This window comes from Thermococcus sp. M36, from assembly GCF_012027355.1.
In the GTDB taxonomy this organism is placed as follows: Archaea; Methanobacteriota_B; Thermococci; order Thermococcales; family Thermococcaceae; genus Thermococcus.
The window spans coordinates 829,037-854,541 of record NZ_SNUH01000001.1 but is presented as its reverse complement, the minus strand read 5'-3'; the positions used below and the strand labels follow the sequence as shown (position 1 = coordinate 854,541).

Below are 25,505 nucleotides of genomic sequence, written 5' to 3'. Positions count from 1 at the left end.
CCCCGTCAGGGCCGCAGTGCTAACTCAAAAATACTGAAAGGTGGATTTATACCTTTCTGTCCTCCCCGCGGGATTGCCTCTCGGCCCTGACCTTTATGCCGAAGTGCGCCATCACAGCCGCCCCCGTGACGGTGGGGGCCCAGTAGGAGATGAGCCTCTCAAGAACCGTGGCTGTAACGGCCGCCCCTTTCCCTATGCCCAGGAGGACGTAGACGCCGGAGTTTATGGCCTCGATTATCCCGGCTCCTCCGGGGAGGATCATCATCATTCCCACGACTATGCCGATGGTCTGGACGACCATGACGTCGAGGATGCCTATGGGGTTGTTGATGCTTAGGAATATTAGGTACGACCTGATGAGGACAAGGAACCAGAAGGCGAAGGAGTACGCCAGAGAGAGGGCGAAGGCGCGCCTGTGAGTGAGCAGGAACTTGAACTTCTCCTGGAACTGGGGGACGCTCACCTCGACGGCGTGCACGAACTTCTCTTCGTACTTGGCGGCCTTTTTCGGCATGATCCTTCCAAACTGCCGGTAGACCCAGTAGAGCATGCCCTTGGTCTTCCTTTCGCTGAGGAGGATGCCCACCGTTGTCAGGGTCAGGGCGGCGAAAGCGAGGTCGAGTACGAGCACTGTGATTGTTAGCGTGAACGACCCGAGGCGGTAGACGTACGCGGTTGCGAGGAAGAGCATGATGACGACGGGGATCACGTCGAGTATCCTGTCGAGCATTATCGTGGCGAAGACGTGGCCGTAGGGTTCGTCTGTGTGCTTGGATATGTAGTACATCCTCACTGGCTCACCGCCGCCCCTCGCCCCGGGGGTCACGTTGTTCACGAAGATACCCGCGAAGAGGGCCCCGAGGATCGTCCTGAAGGGAACCCTGATGCCCAGGCTGTTCAGGAGGACCCTCCAGCGGAGGGCCCATATGATGACGGCCGCCACGTAGGCCAGGACCGCCATCACAAAGTAGTCCGCCCTCGCGTTCCTGAGTATCGCCATGACCTCCTCTATCCCGGCCCACCAGAGGAGGAGGGCTATTATTGCCAGGCCCAGGCCCAGGAGGGAGTATTTCCTCCAGTCCATGGCTACACCTTCCTGAAGCGCGCTATAAAGAACCCCTGAGTTAGATGCCTGTTGGGGTAAAAGCGCTGGACACCGTCCATCCCAATGCCGTGGGAGCCTATGAACACCTTCTGCTCCTCAAGCTTCAGTCCCTTTGAGAGGATGTACCTCACATTGGCCTCATTCTCCTCGTAGCTCAGCGTGCATGTGGAATAGACTAAAACGCCGCCCTCCCTGAGGGACTTTATGGCCGCGTTTATAAAGTGCCTCTGGTAGCGTGCTGTGGCCTCGATATCCTTTGGAGTCCTGCTCTCCCACAGCTTCGGCCTTATACCCAAAGCCGTGCACGGCGCGTCGAGGAGTATCTTGTCCGCCTTAATCCCGAGCTCAGGGAGCTTCCTGGAGTCCATATGGAGAGGCTTGACGTTCTTCACGCCGAGCCTTTTGAGCTCTTCTTCCATCTTTTTGAGCCTGTTCCTTGACTTGTCAATTGCTATTATCTCGCCCCGGTTCTGCATAAGCTGGGCGATGTGGCTCGTCTTTCCTCCGGGAGCGGCCGCCATGTCCACTATCAGATCCTCCTCACTGGGCTCCAGGACGTGGGCGACCACCATCGAGGGCAGGCTCTGGGCGTAGAAGAGGCCATCCTTAAAGGACTCCAGCTCGCTCAGGCTGGGCAGCCTGAACTTCGGCAGGGTGACCTCAACGGCTAACCCCCTCGTTGAGACAACCATCTCCTTGGCACTCATCCTCGCTGTCCCAATGCCCACCAGAAGGCCCCTAGGATCCCTTATCTCGACCTCATCGCCGGGCTTTATCCTTTTGTCCGCCTGGAGAACGCCGGGAGCGTAGAGCATGGCCCCCTGGTAGACGCTCTCGCTCGCGAACTTGTTGGCCCTCACAGCAGGAAGGCCCGGCTCATAGTCGTCGTCGAAGTTCGGGCCCTCGCGCTCGAAGTAGATGCCCTCCTTCAGGTAGGGGCTTCGCTTCGGCTTCAGCCCTTCCCTCCGGAGGATGCTCATTAGCCTCTGCCTGCTCGTCTTGAGGGTGTTCACGCGGATGTAGTACTTCTCCACCGGCGTCCGGAGGGAGGCCATTATCTCCCCTGCCTCTCCCCCGAAGAGCTTCCTGTAGTACTCCCTCAGCTCCGGTGGAAAAGCGTCCTCGTAGCTCATTGCCACACCTCAGAGGTCGAAGATTTCGAAGCGCTTTCCGAGCTCAATGAGCCTCATTATCCCCTGTCTGAGGGCTTTAACCGAGCCGAAGTTCGCCTCGAACTGGAAGACCTTCTCATCGCTCTCGGATATTTTTCTGAGCACCTCTTCCGGAGAGACTCTGCCGTCCCTCCTCCAGTTGTAGATGTCGCTCAGGAAGTTCTCGGCACCGTAGATGAAGCTCCTCGGGAAGAGTTCGAGGAACAGGCCCACAAAGTTTTCACTCACCCTCTCCCTGGGAACCGCGACCACGAAGTAGTGGCTCTCCGGCGTTGCTCCGACCTCTATCTGGGGCTTTATCTCGAAGGCGGGGTGGGGGTACTTCATCAGCTTCCACTCGCCGTCTATGAAGATGTATGCCCCGAAGGCCTCCTCAACGTCCTCTACTTTAAAGCCCTCCTTCGGGAGTTCGAGCTTGAGCTCTTCGTTGAGCCTGAATATGCCCTCCCACATCTCGTTAAGGAACTCGTGAATCTCTCTCACGTTCATTTCTCTCACCGGAAATAGAAAAGGCGGGGGACTTAAAAACCTTCATCCGGCCGTCATGCCCTCAAGCAGCCGGTTGATGCTCCCCATTATGTCAGTCTTCACCGTCTCCTCGTAGCTCGCCAGCTTTACCCTGTACTTCTGGCCGAGGGCGGTTATGTCCAGATATACATCGGCCCTGGCCCTGCTGACCTCTCCGTTCTTGACGTGGATCACCCAGACCTTTGGGAGCGCGTCTTCCACGATGTACGTTCTGACGTCCAGAGTCCCGTACCCGTCCGCCGGGATGACGACGCTTTTCTCAGTTTCCCCATAGCCGATCTTGATGTCGTTGGCGTAGACGTCGAAGCTGAGGTTCCCGACGGGAATGGGGAACCTGTTGGGGTTGTAGAACTTCATATGGGCCATGAGGACTATGTTTCCATCCTCCTCCCCTGCCCACTCGAAGGTGGTTTCCACCAGGGCGGGGGTCTCGATGAGCCCGCCGGCCAGCTCTTTGCTGTCCGCCCTGAAGTTCAGGTACGCCAGGACGTCCTCGCTTATCTGCTCCGACACCCTGAGGCTCAGGGGGATGAACCCCAGGAACCTGCCCTTAAACTCTACGGAAACTGTGCCCCTCTGCCCATTTTTCAGGTACTCCACGATTGCCCTGACCAGGTTGTAGTTCTCTATCCCTACGGCGATATTGACCTCCCTGCCTGTCGGCCTGTAGTCGAACCTCTTGACCTGCGCCACCGGGATCCCAGACAGGCTTATCGTGAGGTTGTCCACGGAGACGGGAACCATGAGGGGCCTGTTCAGATTCGCGTTCACCCATATCTCGGTCGTCTTCTCGTCAACGTAGCCCCAGCTCGCCCGCACTGTGGGGCTGGCGCCCACGGCGGCGTACACCACGTAGCCGACCCAGAGGATTATGGTGAGGAACACCACGGCCAGCAGAAGCTTCCACCTCATTCCTTCCACCCGTCTTTTCCTTTGTCCCTACTGTGTTTAAATGTTTTCTTTGTCCGTTTCCTTTCCGAAAGATACGTCAGGAGCACCGCGACGACAACCACGAGTCCGGTTATGATGGCGGCGGCCCTCAGGTTCTTGGAGCGCCCTGTGTTCTCCTTCACTCTGACGGTTATTGTTCTCTCAAAGACGTAGACGTTGTCGTCCCCCCGGTTCGGATCCCCGACGGCCCTTATGCGGAGCCTGAGGTTGTAGTCCTTGGGCACGGCGTCCCTGTCTATCCTCAGAATGATGACCCCCTCACCGGTCGCCCCCGGCGCTAGGTCGCCGATGTAGTCCGTTCTCTTGTCGAGTGTGAACGGCTGGTCGGCCTTTACAACGCCCTCTATCAGCACGCTTGTGGCCTTCTCTCCCCCGGTGTTTCTGAGGGTTACGTAGACCCTTACGGTCTCGCCCTGAATGGGGTCAGGCTCAAAGCGCACGCCGGCAACCTCTATGTTCGGCTTTGACCCCAAGATCACGGGCACCCGGAGGGTGGCGTTTTTCCGTATGCCAGCTCCGGTGGTGTACGTCACGAGGAGGGGAATCTCGTATGTTCCGGGGCTTGCGTTCTCGGCCACGTTGACCCTGAACGACGCCTCGGCGGAGTCCCCCTTTCTGAGTGTCCCCACACCTATGACCTGTGTGCTGCTCTCGCTCAGGCTGAAGGGCCAGCCAGGCATGGGCCTTACCACAACCGTCTCGGCGGTCCCGGTGCCGACGTTGTCAATCTGGATGTTTACCTCAACGTTCTCCGTGCCAGGTATCACCCTGCCCGGCGACGTCGAGACCCTTGACACTATCAGCTCCGCCCTCCCGGTGACGTCTATTCCAACGAGCCTCTCGTCCGTTATCTCCTTCTCATTGGGCTCCGTTATGTACTCCAGCTCTATCCTCATCGGATAGATGCCGTTTTCGAGCCTTTCATTAGCCCTGACCTTAAACTCAAGGACGGTGCTTTCTCCGGGCATCAGTTCGGGGACGTACTTTACGTTGTCTTCCCCTACCGGCAGGAACGCCTCTATGTCCTGTTTTGCCAGTTCTCGCATCAGCTGGTTGAGGGAGTCCTGCAGGCTCTGGCTGAGCCCCTCGCTCCCCTGGATCGGTAGCTGCGATATGGCTGACAGGTCGACGTTCTTTACCTCCCCCTGTACGGGCACCTTGTATGAGCTTATTCTTAGGCTCAGGGCCTTGACGGTTTCGTCCCCGGTGTTCCTGATCTCAAACCTCACGGTGAAAGTGTCCCCGGGACTTATCTCCTCCGGCTCGGTCTCAACCTTGGTTATCTCGACAAAGGCCTCCCTGGGCTTTTTGACGGTCAAGGCGACGAAGTTGTACCCCTGGGCCATCTTCATGTTCGTCCCTAGGCCCGTAAAATAGACGACCCCCACGTAGAGGGGGTAGGTTCCGACGTCGGTGTTCGGGTTTATCTTTATTTTGAAGGTCAGGGTCGCGTTTTCCTTGCCGTCTAGATATTCGATGTACTTCACAGCACTCCCCACTGGATAGAAGACGCTCTTTGAGAGTCCGCTCTGGCTCATCGCCATTGAGATTGCCCCCGCTATCGAGGAGCTCTCGTTGAGGCTCAGCGGTGCGGGTGTCACGAAGACGTTTAAATAGCGAACCTTCAGGGCGCCTTCATTTTTCAGGTGGACTTTTACTGTGACCGTCTCCCCGGGCTCAACGGTCTCGGGCATCTCCACGCTGGAAACCACGAGGCCCGGTGCCGTGGAGGCCCTCCATTCAGGGGGGCCGCTTATGCTGATCCTCGCACCGTTCGGATATACCTGGCTTACCGTTATCAGAACCGTCCTGTTGTCCACGTTCACCTCTACCGTGTCCCCCTCCCTCACAGGGGTTACCTCCGGGAATGTAATGGGCATCAGGATGTCTTCCCTGCTTATCCCGAGCTCCGGGTGCTCTTCTATCGTCCTCATCACCGCGTCCGCGAGCTCCCCTGGAGACGCGGTGTTCATCCACTGGTAGAAGCCGTAGGCGTTGGAAATGAGGCAGGCGTTGAACTGGGCGCTGTTGTTCACGTATTCTTCACACTGGGCCACGTCGTACCCCTGTGTCTCTGCCATCGCCCTGATGAACTCGGGGTTCATGAGCAGTTCCTGGATTTTTTCAGGATCCGGGACGTATATAGTCTTGTACTCCGCGTTCAGGAGCCTTCCGTCCTTGGCCACTACAAGGAACGCGTAGTACTCTCCGTTGCCGTAGTCCTTTTCCGTGTCCGTAAGGGCAACCACCAGCGGGCCTACCAACACCGCCTCCCCCTTGTCCAGGTACCCCTCAAAGAGAGTGACCGTGGTGGAGGCGGTGACGGCTCCGGAGAGCACCGCCGTGAGCACGATCAGCAGGAGGACTACGCCTCGTTTTTTCATCTGGAACCACCTCCTGTGTTCTTCCCGTAGAAGATCTGCATGAGTACGGGCGTGACCATGTACGAGGCCACCATCGAGGCGAAAATTCCGAAGGCTAGGGTTGTGCCGAAGTCGTGGATAGTAGGCAGCTCCCCGGCCAAGAGCGCCAGGAAGCCGCCGGCGGTGGTCAGGGCCCCGGCCAGGATCCCCGGCCCGACGCTCTCGACCGCGGTCACTGCAGGTTTGGGATTCCCCTCCTTGAGTTCCTCCATAAACCTGTGGCTCAGGTGCATGCCGTAGTCAACGCCCAGGCCCACTATCATAGAGATAACCCCTGCGAGGCTCTGGGTGAAGGGGATCCCGGCGAGCCCCATGAACCCCACCGTCCAGAGGGCACCGAGGAACATGGGGGTTATCATTGCAATGGACACCTTAGGGCGTCTGAACAGAGCCAGAACTATCAGAACAACAAAAACAGTCCCGTAGGCCGATATCCTGTTTATCTCTACCTTCGTGAGTTTGTCCAGCACGTAATTAAGGTACACGTCCCCGGTGAGGGCAAGCTTCGTCCCCGGCGGAAAGTCCCTGTACTGGGAGCTTCTGACCTCCTCCTCGAAGTACTCCATGATCCTCCTGAAGTCGTCCATGCTCGCCCCTCCGAAGTCCCCCTTGAACGTTATGGTGGCTATGGAGTAGTCAGAAGAGACGAGCCTCATCCCGGTGTATCCGGAGAGGGCTTCCTTTATCTTTTCCCTGTCCTGGGGGATGTACCCGTACTTCCTTTTAACGACGTCTGCGATGCTCTGGGAGTCGAAGACGCCGTTGTAGTATGAGTCCGCCTTTACCTGGTTCTCAAAGAGGTACATCCCCCTGACGACCGCCGGGTCTCTGACGTCGTCTGCCCGAACCAGAACGTATAATTCGTCCTGTCCCCCGAACTCGGTTCTGATGTCCATGAGGGCCTCTATTTCGGGCATCCCCTCGGGGACGAACTTCTCCAGCCTCACCTCCGTCGTGACCTGCGTTACCCCGTAGGTGAAGACGAGCGTTATCAGAAAGACCCCTCCCAGAAAGGCCACCGGCTTTCTTTCAATGGCCCTCCCAAGGGCGTGGAACGCACGGGCGATGATGCCCGAGTGGGATCTTGTTTCGGGAACCGTGTACGTGCCCTTCAGGAGCCTCGTTATGTCCTCCTCAAGGATGATAACGGCCGGGGTTATTACGACGGCGTTGAGCGCAGCCAGGCTGAGGCCTAAAATCAGGGCAGTTGCCAGGTTGTGGAGCATCGGCAGGCTGGAAAGGTACATCGCGGAAAAGCCCCCCACAGTGGTGAGCGCCGCACCCAGCAGGGCTTTTCCTGTCTCGGCTATTGCCTCGCCCGCGGCCTCCTCTACTCCTTTTCCTTTTCTTCTCTCCTCGTAGTAGCGGTTTGTAACGTGAATTCCGTAGTCTATGCCCATACCTATCAGCATCGCGCCTATCGTCGTCGTTGCGAGATCCAGGGGCACACCCATCAGCCCCATGAACCCGAGGGTCATCACGACGCCGAATACAAGGGGAATGAGGGGTATGGCCGCCTTCGCGGGGGACCGGTAGAAGTAGATAAGGAGTGCCATGACGAGTACGAAAGATATGGCCATGGTCTTGTTGAGGTCGCTTTGAAGGAGCTCCAGTATGCGGTAAGTTATGCCGACGTTGCCGGTCTGGATGACTTGGACGTTCTTTGGGAACCCCACGTCTTTGATGTCCTCTTCAATGCCCCTGTAGACCCTTACAAGGGTCTCCGTCTTCTTTTCCCGGCTTATCGTTATGACTATCATGGTCATCGTGTAGTCCCGGCTCACCAGCTGGTACCTCTCCTCGGGGGGGAGCATGTCCAGGACGAACTTGGCCTCTTCTTCGTTCTCAGGGAGCCTTCCCAGAACCTGCATGTAGACATCGGCGATGCTCATTGTGTCGGTTACGTACTCCCTCTTCCTGAGCCTCTGCTCGAGTTCGTATATGGCCTCTATCACCCTCGGGTCGCGGACGTCGTAGACACCCCCCTGCTCAATGGAGTTTATCTTTACGACTATGAGGGCACTGTCGCCGCCTTGGAACTCGTTCTGAAGCGTTGTGTAGTCCGTTATGGAAGGGTGCCCCTCGGGAAGCATGCTCCTCAGGTCGCTCTCAAACCTGAGGTTCTGAATGCCGTAGATGGAGACGACTAGCATGAAGACTGCCACGAGCGTGAACGCCACCCTGTACCTCACTATCAGCGCCGCGGTTCTCCTGAGAACGTCCATGCACCCCCCTCCAACTTTCGGAAATTTCCGAAAGTTTTAAATATGTGAAACCTTAAAAACCTTTTGCCATAGCTTCTGCGCCTTTCAAGTCAGTCAGGGGTGTGATGTATGGGGATTGAAGAGGCACGCCGCATAATCATGGAGCATTTTGCCGGCGCCGCTAGGCGGTTCGGCTTCAGCGAGCTGTACGGCTACATATACGGTGTACTGTTCTTGGCAAAAGAGCCGATGAGCCTCGGGGAGATAGCGGAGAGAACTGGCTACTCCCTTTCCCACGTCAGCACTGCCCTGAAGGCCATGGAAAGCCTCGGCTTTGTGGTCAGGATCAAGAAGCCAGGCGACAAAAAGGCGTACTACAAGGCCACGAAGCTCCTGAAGGACTGGCGTCAGGCGGCCTACTACGCTCGCATCCTTGAGGATGTACAGCAGATGAAGGAAAACCTCCGCAGGGCCATGGAGGAGCTGGAGGGCGAGGAGGGCGAGGAAGCGGAGTTCATGAGGAAGAGCATAGCGTTTGCGATGAAGCGGAACGAGCTCGCTGAGAGGATACTGGAGTACCTGATGAGCCACGAGGACGAGGAGGTTCTTGAGAGGCTCATAGACTGCCTTGAAGCACCCGGAAAGCGGTAGCTTTAAAACCCTCCGTATGTATCCCGACTGGGTGGAATAATGGGGTCACTGTCGTCTCTCATCTGGGCGTTCTGGTACATCCTCCCTGCCTACTTTGCCAACGCGAGCCCCGTGCTTGTCGGGGGTGGGCGACCCATTGACGGTGGCAGGACGTGGAGGGACGGCCGCAGGCTGTTTGGGGACGGAAAGACCTGGCGCGGCCTCATCGGTGGCGTTTCCATAGGCACCCTCGTGGGGGTGGTTCAGTACCGCTTAACCCCCAGCTTCTACGGTGATTTTAGAACAGCCGTTCTTCTGGCATTCCTCCTATCCTTTGGCGCCCTCCTGGGTGACCTGGTGGGTAGCTTCTTCAAGAGGCGTGCAGATCTGCCGAGGGGGGCCCCGGCCATAGGCCTTGACCAGCTGGGCTTTCTTATTTCGGCGCTCGCTTTGGCGTATCCGGTAAAGACGTTGTCAAGTGGCCAGATAATCTTCCTTCTCGTGGTCTCCCCCTTCGTCCACTGGGGGGCGAACTACTTCGCCTATAAAATGGGCTGGAAGAGCGTGCCGTGGTAGCAAAGCCGTCCAGCAACCCTTTTTAACTTCCGTTTCCCAACTCCTTCGGTGGTGTGAAGATGAAGGTAAAGGTCAGGTACTTTGCCCGCTTCCGCTCCCTCGTTGGCACCGGCGAGGAGGAGCTGGAGGTTCCGGATGGGATAAAGGTTAGGGAGCTTATCGATATCATCAAAGAGAGGCACCCGGTTCTCAAAAACGAGGTCTTCGCCGAGGACGATGATCTGGCCGATGTCAACGTCTCGAGGAACGGCAGGTACGTCAGTTTTGACGAGGTTCTTGAGGAGGGTGATGTGGTTGCACTGTTCCCTCCTGTGAGCGGTGGTTGAGATGCTCAGCAGGAGGGAGCTTGAGCGCTACGACAGGCAGATAATGATCTTCGGAAAGGAGGGTCAGGAGAAGCTCAAGAACTCCAAGGTGGCCGTGGTGGGAGTCGGTGGTCTTGGAAGTCCTGTTGCCTACTATCTGGTCGCAACGGGAGTCGGGACTCTCCTCCTCGTAGACGAGCAAGAGCCCGAGCTGAGCAATCTCAACAGGCAGATACTCCACTGGGAGGAGGATCTTGGCAGGAATCCAAAGCCCATCTCTGCGAAGTGGAAGCTGGAGCGCTTCAACTCGGACGTAAAAATCGAGACCTATGTTGGAAGGCTCGACGAGAGCAACATCGGTAAGGTTCTCGACAGCGTTGACATTTTTCTTTTCCAAGTCTCGCCCTTCAGGGCGGGGTAATGAGTTCAAAAAATTGGCCAGCAAGCGGGAAAGCAACACTCTTTTAAAGCCTAAAAATCATACCATACTTTGTGATGAAGCGAACGGTAACAGTCAAACTACAACCCAGCAAAGAGCAGGAGAAAGCCCTCTTCGAATTAGCTCAAGCCACGGCAGTAATCTGGAACAAGCTGAACTACGAAAGGCTCAAGCAGTTCAAGGAGTTCGGCAAAATAGACTTCTCGACGACTGAAAAGGAAGCCTACCACGAGTTCAAAGATTGGATTGGTGGTTCAACAGTTCAACAATTAGCCAGAAAGAACGCCGAAAGCTGGCGTTCGTTCTTTTCGCTCAACAGAAAGAAAAAGTCCGGAGAATTACCCGAGTGGTTCAAACCAAGACCGCCGGGGTTTGTCAGAGAGGAGAACGGTAGAAAACTGTTCGTAATCCCGCTTAGAAACGACCAGTATCGGATTGATGGTAACGTCATCGAGTTGAGAAGACCTGGAAAGTTCGGTAAAGTGAGAATCCAGTTTAAGGGTAGGATTTACCTCAAGGGTAAGCAAGGACGCTTAGAGATAATCTACGACAAAATTAGAAGAAAATGGTATGCCCACATCAGCTACACGGTGGAAGAAAAATTAGCCAATGATGAGTGGGTGAGAGTTCCGAAACAGCCTTTAGGCAACCTTTCGGCGGGAATTGATTTAGGCGTAAATAACCTTATGGCCGTTTACGTTGAGAATGGGGAGGGTTTCCTCGTAAACGGGAGGCCGTTAAAGAGTATCGCCTTCTACTGGCAAAAGAAGATTGCTGATTACCAGTCAAAACTCAACAAGAGTGGGGCCAAAAAGAGCAGAAAACTCCAGAGGATGCACGAGAAGGCTAAACTTCAGGCGAGGCACTACATTAACACTGCCGTTAGACAGACCCTTGAGAGGCTTTATCATCTCGGAGTTTCCAGAATCGTGGTCGGTTATCCTAAAGGTATCAGTAGGAACTCGCAAAGGGGCAAGAGGCAGAATTTCGTACTCTCTCAAGTCTGGCGATTTAATTACGTCATAAAAAGGCTAAAGGAAGTGGCCGAGGAGTATGGTATCACTATTGTGCTCGTTGGTGAGGCTTTCACTTCTCAGCTTTGCCCTCTCTGTGGCCAACGCCACTCTAACGCTCGCTTTGTTCGTGGTTTGTTTGAGTGCCGCGGAGAGGGCGTTGTTATGAATGCTGACCTTGTTGGGGCGTTTAACATTTTGAAGAAGGTTGTGAAAACCATAACCCCGAACTTGGGTGGATTGTTCGCCCAAGGGAGGGGTAATTGGGGGAAGACCCTCCCGGAGGGGCCGAAGGCCCAACTCACTTTGGGCTTTAATGAAGCCCCTCAAACCTCCCCACCCCTGGGTTAGGGGGTTCCTCATTGGAATCCTCACCCTTCAGGGCGGGGAGGAGGTCATCTGGCATTCAACACCTTTGATGTCGTGGAGCTCAGGTAGAGGGGGGTTTGACGGGAGACTTTTCGTTGATAGAGGTTATCTCCACTGTCTGAGTCCAGTTCCCCTTTTGGAGTATGGAGAGCTTCCCCAGTGGGGTGTTGCTGTCAACCTCTGCCTTTGAGGTTACCTCGAATGACAGGGTGCCCTTCACCGGGGCACCGTTCCTAAAGTAGATTTCCAGCCGGATGTTCCTGATGATCAACTCCGCACCGGGAGTAACCTCAAAATATGCCCTGGCGAGGTCTTTCACAAGGTCGGGAGAGATGTCGTACACGGCAACGAGGGTCCCGTTCCTCAGCTCAACCCTGCTGACGCGTCCCTCCTTTGCGAGGCTGATTATGTTGGTCTTCCAGAAGACTTCCGCCGGAAGGGGGTCCTCCACTTTTATCCATCCCTCTGGTGTCATGAGGTACGTCACGTTGTTCACTATTATCCTTGACGTATCGACCTCTGCCCCATCCGGCAGGCTTACTGTGGTTGAGTTCACCGAGGCGCTCCATGAGGCGAAGTCCAGATAAACGTGCTCCAGTATGAGGAGGCTCACCTTCCCTTCCTGGGAGGTGTTCCCCTGCTCAACCGTCACCCTCATGTGTATGGTGACGTTCCCCTCGTACGAAACCTGCCTTACCCATTCGATGCCTGGGAACCTCTTTTCGGCCGCCTGTTCTCCCTGCGGGACCGTCTGAGTACGGCCTGTGGGGATCTCCTGGGGGCTTTTCGGCCCTCCTGTGGTGGTGCTGTCCGGCTGTTGCTCCGGGGCCACCGTACTTTTTTCCGGAACTGTGCCCAGACAGCCCGCTGCGTACACGGCCAGTATCAGAATAATTGCCGCCGCTGCCTGCTTCTTCATCCCGTTACCACCTGAGTCCCCTAACGGGTGTTTCCGTTAAATCTTTTCCGAAGGTTTTAATTGGGCCTGGTGCACATGATATGGGGGGAGTAGAGATGAAGGTCAGGCTTACGAAGGAACCCTTTGACCTCAACGAGGCTTTGGACTACCTCTTGGTTCCCGAGGCGGGGGGCTACGTGTTCTTTCTGGGAAAGGTGCGGAACGAGAATCACGGGAGGAGGGTGGAGAAGCTCATCTACGAGGCCTATCCCGAGATGGCCGAGGCTGAGATGGCCCGCATACGAAAAGAGGCCCTTGAGAGGTTCCCCATACTTGACATGCTTATCTGGCACCGCTATGGGGAGCTTGAAGTCGGTCAGGACACGATACTGATTATTGCCAGCGGTAGACACAGGAGGGAGGCCTTTGAGGCCTGCATGTGGGCAATTGATGAGGTCAAGCGCCGCGTTCCCGTCTGGAAGAGGGAGGTGACGGATGAGGGTACCTTCTGGATTGAGGGGGACAGGCTCGTGCCCGACGAGTGAGCCCGGGATTTTTCCATTTTTTGCGAACTACTTTTAGTAGTGTGCAAAATCCGAATAGAAAAAGTATATATAATCTCCCGCTTATTTTCTCCTGGTGAGTGCCATGGAGAGGACTGTAGCTGAGGCGATGAACTTGAGTGATGTTGCTCCCTTCCCCAATATAGTCTCCATCGGGAAACCTCCCTGGAGCTCCGAGCCCCACCGGGGCCGGCTTGAGAGGCTCATACTCCAGCTCGGTGCAGGAAGGGGGAAGTTTTCTGAGGTTACCGGGATACCGAGGTCAATAGGGTGCATAGGGAACAACTCCTTTATACTCCGCAGGGAGCCGCTCAGTCCAGAGAGGGTCAGGGAGCTTATCAGGGAGTTTCAGACCGCCGGTGGCAGGGAGCTCTGGCTGACCAACTATGACAGCCTGGAATACCTACTCTCTGTTGCAAGCTATGCCTCTGAAATCGGCATCGAGGAAGTTTACGCGGTAGTCAGAATAGAGGACGTTGACTCGGTGAGGCCGGTGGACGGGGTCAGGTTCATAGTGGAGTTTGAGTACTCCCCAGAGAACTTCCGGAGGATAGAACCCTACGGATGGCTCCACGGGGCCTTGGTTATGGTGAGGGGACACGAGGTTGAGGAGCTCAAAAGACTAGCCACCACCTTCGCCGGGGAGGTGTACATTGATGTCCTCTTCCCGGGATCCGCCAGAAAGCTTGACTTCAACGTCATCGAGCTTAAACGGGTATTCACGCCGACTTCTGAAAAGTACCACGACTGTCTGGCGGGCACTCTGTCTATAACTGCCGACGGGTACATTCTTCCCTGCCCCCTGCTCAGGAACTACGTGATCGCCGATGCCAGGGAGACCGGAATAAAGGCCGCCCGCAGAAAGAAACGGCTGAGGGACTTCTGGACGATGACCAAGGACAGGATAGAGGGGTGTTCGAAGTGTCCTTTCAAGTATCTCTGCCATGACTGCAGGGCCCTCGAGTACCAGGCCACTGGGCAGATAGATGGGCTTGAGTACTGTTTTATCATGCCGTTAGAACTCAAGAATTGAGTAGTACCCGTACCCATCTTTTTTAACCATCCTGGAGAACCTTGTCCTAGCGTTCCTGTCGTTGAGCTCTTTGAACATTGGGTCGAAGTACTCTATGAGCAGCTTTTCCACGTAGTTGCTGAACTCCAGAACCTTGCTCCCGAGGTCTTCCTTTGAAGAGAAGAACCACTCCAGGACGTAGCCGTAGCCGGGCAGGATTCCGACCATTATCTCGTGATCCTTGAACCTCTCCAGCACGGACTCATCGAGGCTTCTCGTGAGCCCTATCACTCCCCTGTCGTAGATGTTCATGTCCACCATTGGTTCGAAGCCGATGATTGTCCCCCTTTCCACCAGCCTGTTTATCATATACCTCACGGTTGGTCTGCTCTTTCCGAGGGCCCTTGCTATTTCTGTTATGGGCGTCCGGGCGTCCCATGTCAGCATGTCCATGAGAACCGCGTACTCATAGCTTAAGTCCCATTCTCCGAAGTCCTCCCGTATCTCTTCGAGGGGGTACCCTCTTGCCTCGTAGTACTCGTAGTCGCTGGAATACTTGGACAGCAGATCGTCTATGGCGTCCTTCTGGTCGTCGGGAACGTAGAGTATCGCCGATATACCATTCTTGAATCCAAACGCTGGGTTCACGTATCCTACGAAGGGGTTCTGGGTCATCCTGTGCCCGACTTCCATGAGCCTGTCGGGGGGCACGCTCAGAAACGCAACGAAGCTCCTGAGCCCGATTATGCGGGTGTTGTGGACGGCGTTCACCGTCACGTACTTTCCGTAGTACTTATCATAGAGCCTCTTCAGCCGGTAGTAGTCTATCTTTTCCGTTTCGGCTATCTTCTTCAGGCTCTCCAGGGGGTGCCTCCTGAGGATTTCGACGAGGAATTCGATATCCTCCATAACAGGTTCGCCCATCCCATATCACCATTTTAACATACGGAAAAGGTTATATCATTGATGTATATTAAATCCTTGCGGTGGTGAAGATGGTGAAGATAGAGGTCGTGGAGATTGAAAAGCCCGAAGGGGTCGAGGTGATAATCGGGCAGGGCAACTTTTCGATATTCACCGTTGACGACCTCGCAAAGATTCTTCTCACGACGGTTCCGGGCATAAAGTTCGGAATAGCCATGAACGAGGCTAAGCCCCAGCTGACGCGCTTCACCGGCAACGACCCCGAGCTTGAGAAGCTGGCAGCGAAGAACGCCCTCAAGATCGGTGCAGGCCACGTCTTTGTTATCCTGATGAAGAACGCATTCCCGATAAACGTGCTCAACGCCGTCAAGAACCACCCCGCTGTTGCCATGGTCTATGGCGCCAGTGAGAACCCGTTCCAGGTCATAGTCGCCGAAACCGACCTCGGCAGGAGCGTCCTGGGGATTGTGGACGGCAAGGCCGCCAACAAGATAGAGGACGAGGAGCTCAAGAGGGAGCGCAGAGAGCTCGTTGAAAAGATAGGCTACAGGATAGACTGAGGCGACAGCTTTTTTACTCCATTTTCGTCCATTATCCCGGTGGTCTCATGAGGCTGGCGTTCATCACTTCTAACCCCGGAAAGGTCGAGGAGGCCAGGAAGTACTTCGAGCCCCTCGGTGTGGAGGTCTACCAGCTCCGTGTCGAATATCCCGAGATACAGGCGGATACCCTTGAGGAGGTCGCGGAGTACGGCGTCAGGTGGCTGTCCGAGAGGGTAGAAGGGCCTTTCTTCCTCGACGATTCGGGCCTTTTCATCGATGCCCTCAACGGCTTTCCCGGCGTCTACTCGGCCTACGTCTATAAAACGCTTGGCGTTGATGGGATTCTGAAGCTCATGGAGGGCGTCGAGAACAGGAGTGCACACTTCAGGAGCGTTATAGCCTACTGGGACGGGGAGGTTCATCTTTTCAGGGGCAGGGTCGATGGGGACATCATTCATGAGAGGCGCGGGAGCGGGGGCTTCGGCTTTGACCCCATCTTTGTCCCGAGGGGTTTTAATCGAACCTTTGCCGAAATGACGACCGAGGAAAAGAACACCATATCCCACAGGGGTAGAGCCCTCAGAGCTTTCGCGGAGTGGCTAAAGGAAAACCTTAAATAAGCCTATCTTTCCAAATTTAACAGTTGTGGTTGAATAGGTGACGAAGGGGGTCGCCATGGTAACATCGCTTGATGCCACCGATTTGAGGCTCTTGAAGGAACTTAAGGAGAACGCGAGGGAGAACATAGCTTCACTCAGCAAGAAGCTTGGAATACCAAGAACCACCGTCCACTACCGCATCAAAAAGCTCGTTGAGGAGGGCGTGATCGAGAAGTTCACGGTCAAGCCGAACTACAAGAAGCTCAACCTTGGCACTACCGCTTTCATACTTGCCAGATACGAGCCAGATTCCGGCCTGAGCCAGCGGGAGGTCGCTGAAAGAATAGCCGCCCTCGAAGGGGTTTACGAGGTTCACATCATAGCAGGCGAGTGGGACCTCCTCATAAAGGTGCGCGCCCCCTCATCGGAGGAGGTTGGCAAGATAGTCGTTGATAGGCTCAGAGAAATCAAGGGTGTCGGCCAGACTGTAACTATGGTGTCATTCGTCACCGTGAAGGAGGAGTTATAAAGCCTTGGGGCGATGATTGGCGTTCTCCTTTCTGATTTTATGATGATGCGAGGTTTCCTGAGCCCTATACCACGCAGCACTCATAGATTATTTCAACTTCCCTCACAGTTTTTGCCCATTCTATAACTTTTCTTGGTGGGTTCGTCAGTCTGTCAACGCCGGCTAAGACGGCCCCCTTATCAAAATCAAGGCGCCATTTCCCAAGTGGCCTCATGCAGCCTATGCTTATCTCCCCGTTAAAACGCTCCCTCGCGTACCTGACGACCTCCAGGCTCTCCTCAACTCCCGGGGCTGATAACCCCTCCATCTCCGTTCCCTTAGTTGGAATGAGCACGTCGAGAACGAGTACGTCTATGGGGTATTTTACCAGAAGGTCTATCGCCCGGTACTCCCAGCTTATTCTGCCGAAATCTAGGCCTATGGTTATGTGCGGCGCAACGCGAACGCCGGCCTCGCTCAGCAGGTCGAGGATTCTGAGGTAGTCCTTCACGGTTCTGTCTATTTTGTAGACCCTCTTTATGACCTCATCGTCGCCGACGAAGTCGAGGGAAACGACATCCACGTATTTAACCCACTCCAAATCGCTCTCGTCTATAAAGCCGACGTGGGCGTTGAGCTTTAAGCTCGTCCTCCTCTTTATCTCCCTGATTTCAGCCGCGTACCTGTCCAGGGGAACTTTGAGCCTTGAATCCAGTCCACCGCTCAACAGACAACCGGTATAACCTTCCCGCTCAAGGTTGATGCAGTAATTGACCAGCTCTTTCTTCGTGGGTTTTCTCATTCTCTCCAGGTAGTGCCTCCCGCAGTGGGCGCAGTTAAGGGAGCAGTAGTTGCCCGTGAGCGAGATTGAGGGGAATTTTATTCCTGGAATGTAGATTTTGAGCTTTTTTCGCTCTGTCATTTAAACCACCTCGCAGAACAGGGGTTGTAGGGAACGGAGTCGCCTTGAAGAGTTTGATATCCATTCTCCATCGGTCAGGGCCTCCCTGGATTAACCACTCCGCTGGTTCCCTCAAGTTCAAAAAACGTTGAAGCCGAGGTTAAAAACCCTTACTGGCCAGTAATGTGGAAAAGAAAGAGAACAGCTCAGAAGAACGGGTTCCTGAACTTCCTGCCCGGATAGTACGCGATGCCCTCGAGCTCCTCTTCGATCCTGATGAGCTGGTTGTACTTGGCGTTCCTGTCGCTCCTGGCTGGGGCACCGGTCTTTATCTGGCCGGCGTTAAGGGCGACTGCCAAGTCGGCTATCGTGGCATCCTCGGTCTCTCCGCTCCTGTGGGAGACAACGACGCCGTAGCCAGCCCTAAAGGCTGTGTAGGCGGCATCTATGGCCTCGCTCAGCGTTCCAATCTGGTTGACCTTGAGGAGGAGCGCGTTGGCGGCACCCATCTCGATGCCCTTCCTTATCCTCTTCGGGTTGGTGACGAAGAGGTCGTCGCCGACTATCTGTATCTTGCTTCCGAGTTCCTTGGTTATCATCGCGAAGCCTTCCCAGTCCTCTTCGTGGAACGGATCCTCAATGGAGACTATCGGGTAGCTGGTCACCAGCTCGCGGTAGAGCTCGAGGAGCTCGCCCTTGTCGTACTCCTTTCCGGCAACGACGTACTTGCCCTTGTCCGGGTGGAAGAACTCGCTCGATGCCGCGTCGAGAGCGAAGGCAATCTCGTCGCCCGGCTTGTAGCCGGCCTCCTCGATGGCCTTGATGAGGACTTCGAGCGGCTCGGTGACTTCCTTCATCGGCGGGGCAAAGCCGCCCTCGTCACCGACGTTGACCGCGTTTTTACCATAGCGCTCAGCGATGACCTTCTTGAGGACGTGGTAGGTCTCGCTCACCCACCTTATGGCCTCCCTGAAGGAGTCGGCACCGACGGGCATGATCATGAACTCCTGGAAGTCAAGCTCGTTGCCGGCGTGAACGCCGCCGTTGATGACGTTGCTCATCGGAACCGGCATGACGTAGGCGTTGGTTCCGCCGATGTACCGGTAGAGCGGAAGGCTGAGGGCGTTTGCTGCGGCTTTAGCAACCGCGAGGGAAACGCCGAGCATCGCGTTTGCTCCGAGGTTGCTCTTGTTCTCCGTCCCATCGAGCTCAAGGAGGAGGCTGTCAATGTCCCTCTGCCAGGTAACGTCCATTCCGATGATCTCGGGCGCGATTATCTTGTTGACGTTCTCAACGGCCCTTCTAACGCCTTTTCCGTGGTAGCGCTTTCCACCGTCGCGGAGCTCCAAGGCCTCGTGGGTTCCCGTACTGGCCCCGCTTGGGACTGCCGCCCTTCCCATGCTTATCGGCGTGTAGACCTCGACCTCAACGGTCGGGTTGCCCCTGCTGTCCAGTATCTCCCTTGCCACAACCCCTGTAATCTCAAACGGGTTCTCCATCTCAATCACCTCGGGTGATATTCTCGGTGAGCATATAAAGGTTTTAGCTTTAAACCGCGCTGAAGCTGTGGATAGGCGTATATATTTGCGCGATGTAGTCTTTACTGGTGGGTTATAATGAGGGGGGCCGCTGTCTCTGTGCTCCTTTTCCTGTTTGCGGTGGTGCCGCTGGTAAAAGCTTGCATGAGCCCTGCCGACGCCTACGCGGTTGAGGTCGTCCTCAACAGGCCGGGGATGGTTTACAGACCGTATCCGGCTTTCAACGCCCTCCACAACGCGATAGTTGAGAATGGCACCTTCATATTCCGTTCCCATTTCGACAGACGGCTCTACGTCCTTCTCTGGAACTCAAGCGACGGGCTTCACGTGAGAGTTCAGATACCCGTTGAGTGGAAGACCGTGGACGTTTCCATCGCTTCCCTGAATTTCTCCCTCCTCTTTACAGTGGAGGCAGTTGAGAGGCTCAAGGCCGATGGGTGGGAGGTCATCAACAATACGACATTTGAGAGGAATGGTGTTAAGATAACACTGACCCCTGCCCTTGGAGAAGAATGCACCTCTGACTCTGCTCCGGTGAGGTATGTGCGCCGGGGGAGGAAGCCGCCAAGATAATAACACCCTGCGTCTACCGTGAGTGGTATCCCTGTCTGGAACTCACCACCTGCGGCTGCGTGAACGGGGTATGCACATGGAAACCAAACCCCGAGTTCGAGTCCTGTCTGAAGGAGCATGGGGTTGACCTGGAGGAGGTGATACGTGCCGGCTCGTTTAAGATCAGTGTCGAGGCTGTTAACAAGTCCGATGGCGAGGTGAACTCGGCAATTAGGGACTTTTTAGGGGCTTTTAGAATCTCCTGCAACTCCCCCCTGACTCTGGTCAAACCCTCCCGGAGGGAACTCTCCTCATCAGTTGCTCCATCGGAAATAAACGCTTCGGAGGTGTTAAAGGCAGAACTGGAATGGCTCAGAGAGTTTGGCGTGATAAACATTGGTGCGGAAGACGTTGCCGCTATTGCTGGAGTTGCCAGGTGGGGCTACGCCGGCCCGAACTCCCGTATAGGATGGTATGAGACTAAGGACGGCACCCACGCGTGGATACCGTACCATGAGAGCCCCAGTCTGCCCCTCGTCCGGTGCTCCACCGGTGAAGTGCCCAGATATGACCTGCCGAACGGAACGGCCTACATAGGCCCCACCCCGATCGGGCCCCCATCGGCGGACGCTACAACAACGGAAGGTTCACCGAATGGGGAGATATGCGGCCCGGCTTTACTCGCTGGGCTGTCCCTGGTGAGTCTCCTTGGGAAGCGGTGAGCGCCTGCCCCTGTGGACGTTCCACAAAAGCCGGCGTGTCGGAGACGATTCCCCATATTTTCCGATTACCTACCCATTTTTGGGTAGAAAAGCTCTAAATACCTTCATGCGGAGTAGTGAATGGTGAGTGGTATGAAGGGTCATGTGGACGTTGCCAAGTACATCGACCATACGAATCTCAAACCCTACGCCACGAGGGAGGACATAATCCGGCTCTGTGAGGAGGCGAAGAAGTACGGCTTCTACGCAGTCTGCGTCAACCCGTACAGGGTGAGGCTGGCAAAGGAGGTTCTGGGGGACTCTGGAGTTAAGGTAGCGACTGTCATAGGCTTCCCCCTCGGCGCGACTCCAACAGAGGTCAAGGTCTTCGAGGCGAAGAAGGCCCTTGAGGACGGTGCGGATGAGCTCGATATGGTCATCAACATCGGCGCGCTGAAGGACGGGGACTACGAGTACGTCAAGAACGACATAGCCGAGGTTGTCAAGGTCGCCCACGAGAGGGGCGCCAAGGTCAAGGTCATCATCGAGACCTGCTACCTGACGGAGGAGGAGAAGGTCAAGGCCTGCGAGCTGGCGAAAGAAGCCGGCGCCGACTTCGTGAAGACCTCAACGGGTTTTGGCACGGGTGGGGCTACCGTGGAGGACGTTAAGCTCATGCGCAGAACCGTGGGTCCGGAGATGGGGGTCAAGGCCTCCGGTGGCGTGAGGACCTACGAGCAGGCCCTCGCCATGATAGAGGCGGGGGCAACGAGGATTGGAACCTCCAGCGGCGTAAAGATCGTGGAGGGGGCAAAAAATGCAGGAAATTCAGGAAGTTAGGGACATCCTGAACAGGGCCATAAAGGAGCTCCTTGAGGAGGGACTTGAACCCGACATACTCCTCGTTGGCCCAGGCTTCCTTGAACACTCCGTGGGGATACTCAGGGACTGCAAGCTCAGGATATATAAAATAGAAGAACTGGGCTACGACGCGGTCGTTGCGGACTCCAAGTACCTTGGGCAGATAAAAAGGGCCTCCCGGAGGATCTCGGTTGAGCCCCTGCTGAGCGAAAGTGAGATGTGGGAAGAGATAAAGAGCCTGAAGATTTAGAAGAGATCCTCTATCTCCGGGAACCTTTTCTTTATCGCCTTGGCAAGCCCAGTCCCCACGAGGACCCCCGTTACCGCCTGCACTATATTCACCGGTACCTCCTGGAGCGCAACGGTCACACCGAGTATGTACGCCTCAAATGCGAAGTAGCCCCCTATCATGATTATTCCGCCGGCTATTCCTGCTATAACGAGGGTTGAAACGCTGTCGCTCTTTCTGGCCATGTAGCCGATGACGAGTCCCTCAAGCCCCTTGACCACCAGGGTTATGGGGGCCCATCCTGCGTAGGGGCTCAGGGCGTCTGCAAGGGCAGAGCCAACGCCGCCCGCAAAGAGGCCAACGACGGGCCCGAAAGTCATGGCCGCGAACATGACCATCGTGTCGCCGAAGTTCATGTACCCTCCTGTTGCGGGCACGTTTATCTGGATGCTCCTGGTCGCCACCGTGACCAGAGCCGTCATTATCGCGGAGACTGCTATCATGTTGGCGCTCTTGAACTTCTTTCTGTTTACGAACAGGTATCCCAGGTAAGCCAGTACTGCCGCACCCAGTACGTACGGAGCGTACGGGCTCATTAGCTCAGTGATGTCTCCCATAGCAACCACCGGAAGGGATTCAAGTTTTAACTTTAAAAACTTGACCTTGGTGCACAGCCTGTTTCAGAGAGAAAAGAAAAGGAATCAGCCGAGAGCCTTCTTGAGGCTCTCCTCGAATATCTCCATGGCGACGTCTATCTCCTCCTTCTGGATAGTCAGCGGCGGGATGAACCTTATGCTGTTGTCGCCGCAGCCGAGGAGTATAAGCCCGCGCTTGACTGCCTCCTTGACGATGGCGTCGCGGAGCTTGGGGTTCTTCTCCTTGGTGTCCTTGCTCTTGACGATCTCGACGGCCTGAGCCAATCCGAGACCTCTGGCGTCTCCGATGACCTCGTACTTCTCCTCGAGCTCCTTGAGGTACTTGTGGAGGTAGTCGCCGACCTCCTGGACGTGCGGAAGGAGCTCCTTGACTATCTCGACGACCTCGAGACCGGCGGCTATGGCAACGGGGTTGCCGCCGAAGGTGGAGGCGTGCCTGCCCGGCTTGTCGAACGCTATGTCGGCCCTGTGGACGACACCGGCGAGCGGAATGCCTCCTCCTATGGCCTTGCCGAACTGGATAGTGTCCGGAGCAACGTCGAAGTGCTCGATGGCCCAGAACTTGCCAGTCCTGCCGACGCCCATCTGAACCTCGTCGTCAGCCAGGAGGATTCCGTAGCTGTCGGCGAGCTTCTTGAGCTCCTTGAAGAAGTTCTTCGGCGGGACGACGTAGCCGCCCTCACCCTGTATCGGCTCGAAGACTATCGCACCGACCTCCTCGGGCGGGACGTGGCGGAAGACGTACTCCTCGATGAACTCTATGACCCTGTTGACGAGCTCGTCCGGCTCAGCGTAGCCGTCGATGTGCCATGGGTTCCTGTAGGGGTTCGGGTAGGGTATGTGCTCGACGCCCGGCATGGTTGGGAAGAACCTGTCCTGCTGTACCCACTTGCTCGCGGTGAGGCTGAGAACGGCCTGGGTCCTGCCGTGGAAGGCGTGGTAGAAGGCTATGAACCTCTTCCTGCCGGTGCCGTACTTGACGAGCTTCATCATGGCCTCGTTGGCCTCGGCACCGCTGTTCTGGTAGACCACCTTCTTCGGGAAGTCGCCGGGGGCGAGCTCGGCGAGCTTCTGGGCGAGAGTAATCGCGTTCTCGTAGAAGAAGTCGTTGAGCGCGAAGTGGGTGAACTTCTCGGCCTGCCTTTTTATGGCCTCAACGACGCGCGGGTGAGCGTGGCCGACGTTCAGCACACCAACGCCGCTCCCAAAGTCGTAGAAGGTGTTTCCGTCGACGTCATAGACGAGTATGCCGTCGCCGTGATCGATGACTATCGGCAGGGTCTCTGGGTCCTGGGTCGTATAGGCGAGGGTCTCAAAGTTCCTCTTGATTATCTCCTTCGCCTTGGGTCCGGGGAGTTCCTTAACACTCGGTCTGACCACCATGATCCATCACCGGGGGGACTTCGGTCTACACCTTTATAATCCTATGTTCATCAATGAACATTTTTGACCGAAAGATTTTCGAGAATTCCCGCACTGAGTCCTTTCTTTTTACCGGGCTTTGCCCCCGCTGTCCTATTGTCTGGCCGGGAAAAAATGGGAGAACCGCCAGCGGCGGATATCAGTCTATGGTTGCCTTTCTGAACCCTATGGCGGCTATTCCGGCGAAGAGCGTGGCCAGACCAGCGAGCACGAGCCAGTCCGTGACTATCCCGAAGGCCGGCTCGACACCCGCGAGGTAGTAGCGCGAGCCGTCGACGGCGTAGGTTAGCGGGTTGATCTTGGCCAGCCACTGCATCCACTCCGGCATAGTGCTTATCGGGTAGAACGCTCCGCTGAGGAAGGTCATCGGGAGCATTATCATGGTCACTATCATCTGGAAGCCTTCCATGCTCGTCATCTTGAGGGCTATGGCAACCCCCATGCCGGCTATCGCTATCCCGACGAGGAAGCTCATGCCGAGTGCGGGAAGGACTCCCGAGACGTTGAGGTTCGTCAGGGCAAAGCTCAGGGCCAGTATTATGACCCCCTGTATCATGGCCATTATCGCACCGCCCGTTATCCTTCCAAGTATGGCCTCTGTCCTGCTGGACGGCGCGACTAGTATCTCCTTAAGGAAACCGAACTGCTTGTCCCAGATGAGGGTGATGCCCTGCATGAAGCTCATGTTGAAGACGGTCATCGCTACTATTCCCGGAACGAGGTAGGTCATGTAGTCAACGCCGCCGAATATCTGAGACGCAAAGGGGTTGTCGAAGACGCCGGCCCATCCCTTTCCGAAGAAGATGAGCCATATGAGCGGGTTAATGAGGCTCCCAATAACCCTGGCACGGGAGCGGGAAAAGCGCTTGAGCTCACGGTATATCATTGTGAAGAAGACCCGCATGCCACTCACCTCCTCCTGGCCCTCATAATCATCTTTGCCACGTTTTGCTCGCCGCCCTCGTCCCTTATCTCTCTCCCTGTCAGGTGGAGGAAGACGTCGTTGAGGGTCGGCCGGTGGTAGGTTACCTCAAGTATTTTGACCCCGTTTCTCTCCGCGAGCTCAAAGAGCCTCGGCAGGGACTCTGCAGCGTTCTCAACGTCGAGCCTGACCCGCCCATCGGGCAGGAGCCTGCACCCCCTGATAAAGTCCGCCTTGAGGCACCGGAGGTCGTCCCTCGCACGGAGCTTCAGGTAGATAATGTCGCTCCCCACGAGCTTTTTCAGCTCTTCAGCCGTTCCTTCCGCTATTATCTTCCCGTGATCCATTATCGCTATCCTGTCGGCGAGTTGCTCGGCCTCGTCCATGTAGTGCGTGGTGAGGAATATCGTCATGTTGTGCTCCTCCTTCATGGCCCTGATGTAGTCCCATATGTGGGCCCTCGTCTGGGGGTCGAGGCCTATCGTGGGCTCGTCGAGGAAGAGCACCTCAGGCTCGTGGAGGAGCGAGCGGGCTATCTCAAGCCTCCTCTGCATGCCCCCGGAGAAGAACTTGACGGGCCTGTCCCTGAACTCCCACAGCTCGACGAACTTCAAAAGCCTCTCTATCTTCTCCTTTAGATTTTCGACCCCGTAGATCCTGCCGTGGATGTACATGTTCTCGTAGGCCGTTAGCTCCCTGTCAACGCTTGGATCCTGAAAAACTATACCTATCTTTTTCCTGACTTTCACGGGCTCCTCTACAACGTCGTGGCCTGCCACGGTGGCCTTCCCCGCGGTCGGCTTCAGGAGCGTGGTGAGCACATGAACGGTTGTCGTCTTTCCTGCTCCATTCGGCCCCAGGAAGGCGAATATCTCGCCCTTTTTGACCCTGAAGGAAATTCCTTTGACGGCCTCGAAGTCGCCGTACTTCTTAACGAGGTTCTCAACTTCAATGGCGTCCAT

At 55.9% G+C, this 25,505-nt stretch carries 27 protein-coding genes and 1 pseudogene; 14 read left to right on the top strand and 14 right to left on the bottom strand.

All coding sequences use genetic code 11. The features are described from left to right. Nucleotides 1-46: 46 nt before the first annotated feature. Genes E3E36_RS04880 through E3E36_RS04855 form a run of 6 tightly spaced genes read right to left on the bottom strand, consistent with a single transcriptional unit; the run spans nucleotide 47 to nucleotide 8,404 of the window. On the bottom strand, nucleotides 47-1,084 hold the full coding sequence (locus E3E36_RS04880; RefSeq protein ID WP_167894187.1) for a flippase-like domain-containing protein: 1,038 nt from the start codon (nucleotides 1,082-1,084) through the stop codon (nucleotides 47-49). 2 nt (nucleotides 1,085-1,086) lie between these two features. After that, on the bottom strand, nucleotides 1,087-2,238 hold the full coding sequence (locus E3E36_RS04875; protein WP_167894186.1) for an RsmB/NOP family class I SAM-dependent RNA methyltransferase: 1,152 nt from the start codon (nucleotides 2,236-2,238) through the stop codon (nucleotides 1,087-1,089). Nucleotides 2,239-2,247: 9 nt separating this feature from the next. Further along, nucleotides 2,248-2,766: a DUF3201 domain-containing protein gene (locus E3E36_RS04870; protein WP_167894794.1), complete on the bottom strand. Its 519-nt coding sequence runs from the start codon at nucleotides 2,764-2,766 to the stop codon at nucleotides 2,248-2,250. Between the two features lie 42 nt (nucleotides 2,767-2,808). Continuing rightward, complete coding sequence (locus tag E3E36_RS04865) at nucleotides 2,809-3,717, bottom strand: LEA type 2 family protein (protein ID WP_167894185.1); 909 nt, start codon at nucleotides 3,715-3,717, stop codon at nucleotides 2,809-2,811. Then, nucleotides 3,714-6,140, bottom strand: a complete 2,427-nt coding sequence (locus E3E36_RS04860) for a COG1361 S-layer family protein (RefSeq protein ID WP_167894184.1) — start codon at nucleotides 6,138-6,140, stop codon at nucleotides 3,714-3,716. Before E3E36_RS04860 ends, E3E36_RS04865 begins: the two co-directional genes overlap by 4 nt. Next, nucleotides 6,137-8,404, bottom strand: a complete 2,268-nt coding sequence (locus E3E36_RS04855) for a hydrophobe/amphiphile efflux-3 (HAE3) family transporter (RefSeq protein WP_167894183.1) — start codon at nucleotides 8,402-8,404, stop codon at nucleotides 6,137-6,139. The genes E3E36_RS04860 and E3E36_RS04855 overlap by 4 nt, the downstream gene beginning before the upstream one ends. A gap of 108 nt (nucleotides 8,405-8,512) precedes the next feature. Between E3E36_RS04855 and E3E36_RS04850 the strand changes: the two genes are divergently transcribed. From E3E36_RS04850 to E3E36_RS04830, 5 genes and pseudogenes are all read left to right on the top strand, one after another. After that, a complete protein-coding gene (locus tag E3E36_RS04850) occupies nucleotides 8,513-9,034 on the top strand; it encodes a GbsR/MarR family transcriptional regulator (protein ID WP_167894182.1) in 522 nt (173 codons plus the stop codon). Between the two features lie 39 nt (nucleotides 9,035-9,073). Next, nucleotides 9,074-9,589, top strand: a complete 516-nt coding sequence (locus E3E36_RS04845; protein WP_167894181.1) for a CDP-2,3-bis-(O-geranylgeranyl)-sn-glycerol synthase — start codon at nucleotides 9,074-9,076, stop codon at nucleotides 9,587-9,589. A gap of 59 nt (nucleotides 9,590-9,648) precedes the next feature. After that, nucleotides 9,649-9,915: a ubiquitin-like small modifier protein 1 gene (locus E3E36_RS04840; protein ID WP_167894180.1), complete on the top strand. Its 267-nt coding sequence runs from the start codon at nucleotides 9,649-9,651 to the stop codon at nucleotides 9,913-9,915. A 1-nt stretch (nucleotide 9,916) separates the two neighbouring features. Beyond that, nucleotides 9,917-10,285, top strand: a pseudogene (locus E3E36_RS04835) (ThiF family adenylyltransferase); the annotation flags it as partial. A gap of 104 nt (nucleotides 10,286-10,389) precedes the next feature. Then, the gene (locus tag E3E36_RS04830) at nucleotides 10,390-11,697 is read left to right on the top strand and encodes an RNA-guided endonuclease TnpB family protein (RefSeq protein ID WP_167894179.1); all 1,308 of its coding nucleotides are present in this window, start codon (nucleotides 10,390-10,392) and stop codon (nucleotides 11,695-11,697) included. Nucleotides 11,698-11,776: 79 nt separating this feature from the next. On the opposite strand, the gene E3E36_RS04825 is transcribed toward E3E36_RS04830, so the two are convergent. Beyond that, nucleotides 11,777-12,634 (bottom strand): hypothetical protein, encoded by an 858-nt coding sequence (locus E3E36_RS04825; protein ID WP_167894178.1) that lies wholly within the window; start codon nucleotides 12,632-12,634, stop codon nucleotides 11,777-11,779. Nucleotides 12,635-12,729: 95 nt separating this feature from the next. Here E3E36_RS04825 and E3E36_RS04820 point away from each other — a divergent pair, with 95 nt between their 5' ends. Beyond that, the gene (locus tag E3E36_RS04820; RefSeq protein WP_167894177.1) at nucleotides 12,730-13,158 is read left to right on the top strand and encodes a molybdenum cofactor biosynthesis protein MoaE; all 429 of its coding nucleotides are present in this window, start codon (nucleotides 12,730-12,732) and stop codon (nucleotides 13,156-13,158) included. Between the two features lie 103 nt (nucleotides 13,159-13,261). Further along, nucleotides 13,262-14,209 carry an SPASM domain-containing protein gene (locus E3E36_RS04815; RefSeq protein ID WP_167894793.1) on the top strand — a complete coding sequence of 316 codons (948 nt, stop codon included), beginning with the start codon at nucleotides 13,262-13,264 and terminating at the stop codon, nucleotides 14,207-14,209. Here the strand turns inward: E3E36_RS04815 and E3E36_RS04810 are convergent. Beyond that, a complete protein-coding gene (locus E3E36_RS04810; protein WP_167894176.1) occupies nucleotides 14,192-15,112 on the bottom strand; it encodes an Lrp/AsnC family transcriptional regulator in 921 nt (306 codons plus the stop codon). The genes E3E36_RS04815 and E3E36_RS04810 overlap by 18 nt on opposite strands. A 71-nt stretch (nucleotides 15,113-15,183) precedes the next feature. Here E3E36_RS04810 and E3E36_RS04805 point away from each other — a divergent pair, with 71 nt between their 5' ends. Genes E3E36_RS04805 through E3E36_RS04795 form a run of 3 tightly spaced genes read left to right on the top strand, consistent with a single transcriptional unit; the run spans nucleotide 15,184 to nucleotide 16,782 of the window. Then, the gene (locus E3E36_RS04805) at nucleotides 15,184-15,672 is read left to right on the top strand and encodes an adenosine-specific kinase (protein WP_167894792.1); all 489 of its coding nucleotides are present in this window, start codon (nucleotides 15,184-15,186) and stop codon (nucleotides 15,670-15,672) included. A gap of 47 nt (nucleotides 15,673-15,719) precedes the next feature. After that, entirely contained in the window at nucleotides 15,720-16,274 is a 555-nt protein-coding gene (locus E3E36_RS04800; RefSeq protein WP_167894175.1) for an XTP/dITP diphosphatase, read from the top strand. Nucleotides 16,275-16,329: 55 nt separating this feature from the next. Continuing rightward, nucleotides 16,330-16,782, top strand: coding sequence for an Lrp/AsnC family transcriptional regulator (locus E3E36_RS04795; protein ID WP_167894791.1), 453 nt, complete (start codon nucleotides 16,330-16,332; stop codon nucleotides 16,780-16,782). A gap of 64 nt (nucleotides 16,783-16,846) precedes the next feature. Here E3E36_RS04795 and E3E36_RS04790 read toward each other — a convergent pair whose 3' ends face one another. Next, nucleotides 16,847-17,683, bottom strand: a complete 837-nt coding sequence (locus E3E36_RS04790) for a radical SAM protein (protein WP_167894174.1) — start codon at nucleotides 17,681-17,683, stop codon at nucleotides 16,847-16,849. Nucleotides 17,684-17,868: 185 nt separating this feature from the next. Continuing rightward, nucleotides 17,869-19,161, bottom strand: a complete 1,293-nt coding sequence (eno, locus tag E3E36_RS04785) for a phosphopyruvate hydratase (RefSeq protein WP_167894790.1) — start codon at nucleotides 19,159-19,161, stop codon at nucleotides 17,869-17,871. Between the two features lie 117 nt (nucleotides 19,162-19,278). Here eno and E3E36_RS13185 point away from each other — a divergent pair, with 117 nt between their 5' ends. From E3E36_RS13185 to E3E36_RS04770, 4 genes are all read left to right on the top strand, one after another. Further along, nucleotides 19,279-19,773 carry a hypothetical protein gene (locus E3E36_RS13185; protein WP_240911767.1) on the top strand — a complete coding sequence of 165 codons (495 nt, stop codon included), beginning with the start codon at nucleotides 19,279-19,281 and terminating at the stop codon, nucleotides 19,771-19,773. After that, nucleotides 19,770-20,474 carry a CGP-CTERM-anchored Cys-rich protein gene (locus tag E3E36_RS13180; protein ID WP_342764394.1) on the top strand — a complete coding sequence of 235 codons (705 nt, stop codon included), beginning with the start codon at nucleotides 19,770-19,772 and terminating at the stop codon, nucleotides 20,472-20,474. Before E3E36_RS13185 ends, E3E36_RS13180 begins: the two co-directional genes overlap by 4 nt. Before the next feature lie 132 nt (nucleotides 20,475-20,606). Next, nucleotides 20,607-21,293 carry a deoxyribose-phosphate aldolase gene (gene deoC / locus E3E36_RS04775; RefSeq protein ID WP_167894789.1) on the top strand — a complete coding sequence of 229 codons (687 nt, stop codon included), beginning with the start codon at nucleotides 20,607-20,609 and terminating at the stop codon, nucleotides 21,291-21,293. Beyond that, nucleotides 21,271-21,564, top strand: coding sequence for a family 4B encapsulin nanocompartment shell protein (locus E3E36_RS04770; RefSeq protein ID WP_167894173.1), 294 nt, complete (start codon nucleotides 21,271-21,273; stop codon nucleotides 21,562-21,564). Before deoC ends, E3E36_RS04770 begins: the two co-directional genes overlap by 23 nt. Here E3E36_RS04770 and E3E36_RS04765 read toward each other — a convergent pair. From E3E36_RS04765 to E3E36_RS04750, 4 genes are all read right to left on the bottom strand, one after another. After that, the gene (locus tag E3E36_RS04765) at nucleotides 21,561-22,160 is read right to left on the bottom strand and encodes an ECF transporter S component (protein WP_167894788.1); all 600 of its coding nucleotides are present in this window, start codon (nucleotides 22,158-22,160) and stop codon (nucleotides 21,561-21,563) included. The genes E3E36_RS04770 and E3E36_RS04765 overlap by 4 nt on opposite strands. Nucleotides 22,161-22,244: 84 nt before the next feature. After that, nucleotides 22,245-23,582: an ornithine aminotransferase gene (locus tag E3E36_RS04760; protein ID WP_167894172.1), complete on the bottom strand. Its 1,338-nt coding sequence runs from the start codon at nucleotides 23,580-23,582 to the stop codon at nucleotides 22,245-22,247. A 178-nt stretch (nucleotides 23,583-23,760) separates the two neighbouring features. Then, nucleotides 23,761-24,525, bottom strand: coding sequence for an ABC transporter permease (locus tag E3E36_RS04755; protein WP_167894171.1), 765 nt, complete (start codon nucleotides 24,523-24,525; stop codon nucleotides 23,761-23,763). Between the two features lie 5 nt (nucleotides 24,526-24,530). Continuing rightward, entirely contained in the window at nucleotides 24,531-25,505 is a 975-nt protein-coding gene (locus tag E3E36_RS04750; RefSeq protein WP_167894170.1) for an ATP-binding cassette domain-containing protein, read from the bottom strand.

Bases quoted from the DNA above. Each gene is read 5' to 3' on its own strand.
- E3E36_RS04840 (WP_167894180.1), top strand. From the start codon at position 9,649: ATGAAGGTAAAGGTCAGGTACTTTGCCCGCTTCCGCTCCCTCGTTGGC.
- eno (WP_167894790.1), bottom strand. From the start codon at position 19,161: ATGGAGAACCCGTTTGAGATTACAGGGGTTGTGGCAAGGGAGATACTG.
- E3E36_RS04765 (WP_167894788.1), bottom strand. From the start codon at position 22,160: ATGGGAGACATCACTGAGCTAATGAGCCCGTACGCTCCGTACGTACTG.
- E3E36_RS04825 (WP_167894178.1), bottom strand. From the start codon at position 12,634: ATGAAGAAGCAGGCAGCGGCGGCAATTATTCTGATACTGGCCGTGTAC.
- E3E36_RS04795 (WP_167894791.1), top strand. From the start codon at position 16,330: ATGGTAACATCGCTTGATGCCACCGATTTGAGGCTCTTGAAGGAACTT.
- E3E36_RS04860 (WP_167894184.1), bottom strand. From the start codon at position 6,140: ATGAAAAAACGAGGCGTAGTCCTCCTGCTGATCGTGCTCACGGCGGTG.
- E3E36_RS04865 (WP_167894185.1), bottom strand. From the start codon at position 3,717: ATGAGGTGGAAGCTTCTGCTGGCCGTGGTGTTCCTCACCATAATCCTC.
- E3E36_RS04875 (WP_167894186.1), bottom strand. From the start codon at position 2,238: ATGAGCTACGAGGACGCTTTTCCACCGGAGCTGAGGGAGTACTACAGG.
- E3E36_RS04845 (WP_167894181.1), top strand. From the start codon at position 9,074: ATGGGGTCACTGTCGTCTCTCATCTGGGCGTTCTGGTACATCCTCCCT.
- E3E36_RS04870 (WP_167894794.1), bottom strand. From the start codon at position 2,766: ATGAACGTGAGAGAGATTCACGAGTTCCTTAACGAGATGTGGGAGGGC.
- E3E36_RS04800 (WP_167894175.1), top strand. From the start codon at position 15,720: ATGAGGCTGGCGTTCATCACTTCTAACCCCGGAAAGGTCGAGGAGGCC.
- E3E36_RS13185 (WP_240911767.1), top strand. From the start codon at position 19,279: ATGAGGGGGGCCGCTGTCTCTGTGCTCCTTTTCCTGTTTGCGGTGGTG.
- E3E36_RS04830 (WP_167894179.1), top strand. From the start codon at position 10,390: ATGAAGCGAACGGTAACAGTCAAACTACAACCCAGCAAAGAGCAGGAG.
- E3E36_RS04855 (WP_167894183.1), bottom strand. From the start codon at position 8,404: ATGGACGTTCTCAGGAGAACCGCGGCGCTGATAGTGAGGTACAGGGTG.
- E3E36_RS04815 (WP_167894793.1), top strand. From the start codon at position 13,262: ATGGAGAGGACTGTAGCTGAGGCGATGAACTTGAGTGATGTTGCTCCC.
- deoC (WP_167894789.1), top strand. From the start codon at position 20,607: ATGAAGGGTCATGTGGACGTTGCCAAGTACATCGACCATACGAATCTC.
- E3E36_RS04820 (WP_167894177.1), top strand. From the start codon at position 12,730: ATGAAGGTCAGGCTTACGAAGGAACCCTTTGACCTCAACGAGGCTTTG.
- E3E36_RS04810 (WP_167894176.1), bottom strand. From the start codon at position 15,112: ATGGGCGAACCTGTTATGGAGGATATCGAATTCCTCGTCGAAATCCTC.
- E3E36_RS04760 (WP_167894172.1), bottom strand. From the start codon at position 23,582: ATGGTGGTCAGACCGAGTGTTAAGGAACTCCCCGGACCCAAGGCGAAG.
- E3E36_RS04755 (WP_167894171.1), bottom strand. From the start codon at position 24,525: ATGCGGGTCTTCTTCACAATGATATACCGTGAGCTCAAGCGCTTTTCC.
- E3E36_RS04770 (WP_167894173.1), top strand. From the start codon at position 21,271: ATGCAGGAAATTCAGGAAGTTAGGGACATCCTGAACAGGGCCATAAAG.
- E3E36_RS04750 (WP_167894170.1), bottom strand. From the start codon at position 25,505: ATGGACGCCATTGAAGTTGAGAACCTCGTTAAGAAGTACGGCGACTTC.
- E3E36_RS04790 (WP_167894174.1), bottom strand. From the start codon at position 17,683: ATGACAGAGCGAAAAAAGCTCAAAATCTACATTCCAGGAATAAAATTC.
- E3E36_RS04850 (WP_167894182.1), top strand. From the start codon at position 8,513: ATGGGGATTGAAGAGGCACGCCGCATAATCATGGAGCATTTTGCCGGC.
- E3E36_RS04880 (WP_167894187.1), bottom strand. From the start codon at position 1,084: ATGGACTGGAGGAAATACTCCCTCCTGGGCCTGGGCCTGGCAATAATA.
- E3E36_RS04805 (WP_167894792.1), top strand. From the start codon at position 15,184: ATGGTGAAGATAGAGGTCGTGGAGATTGAAAAGCCCGAAGGGGTCGAG.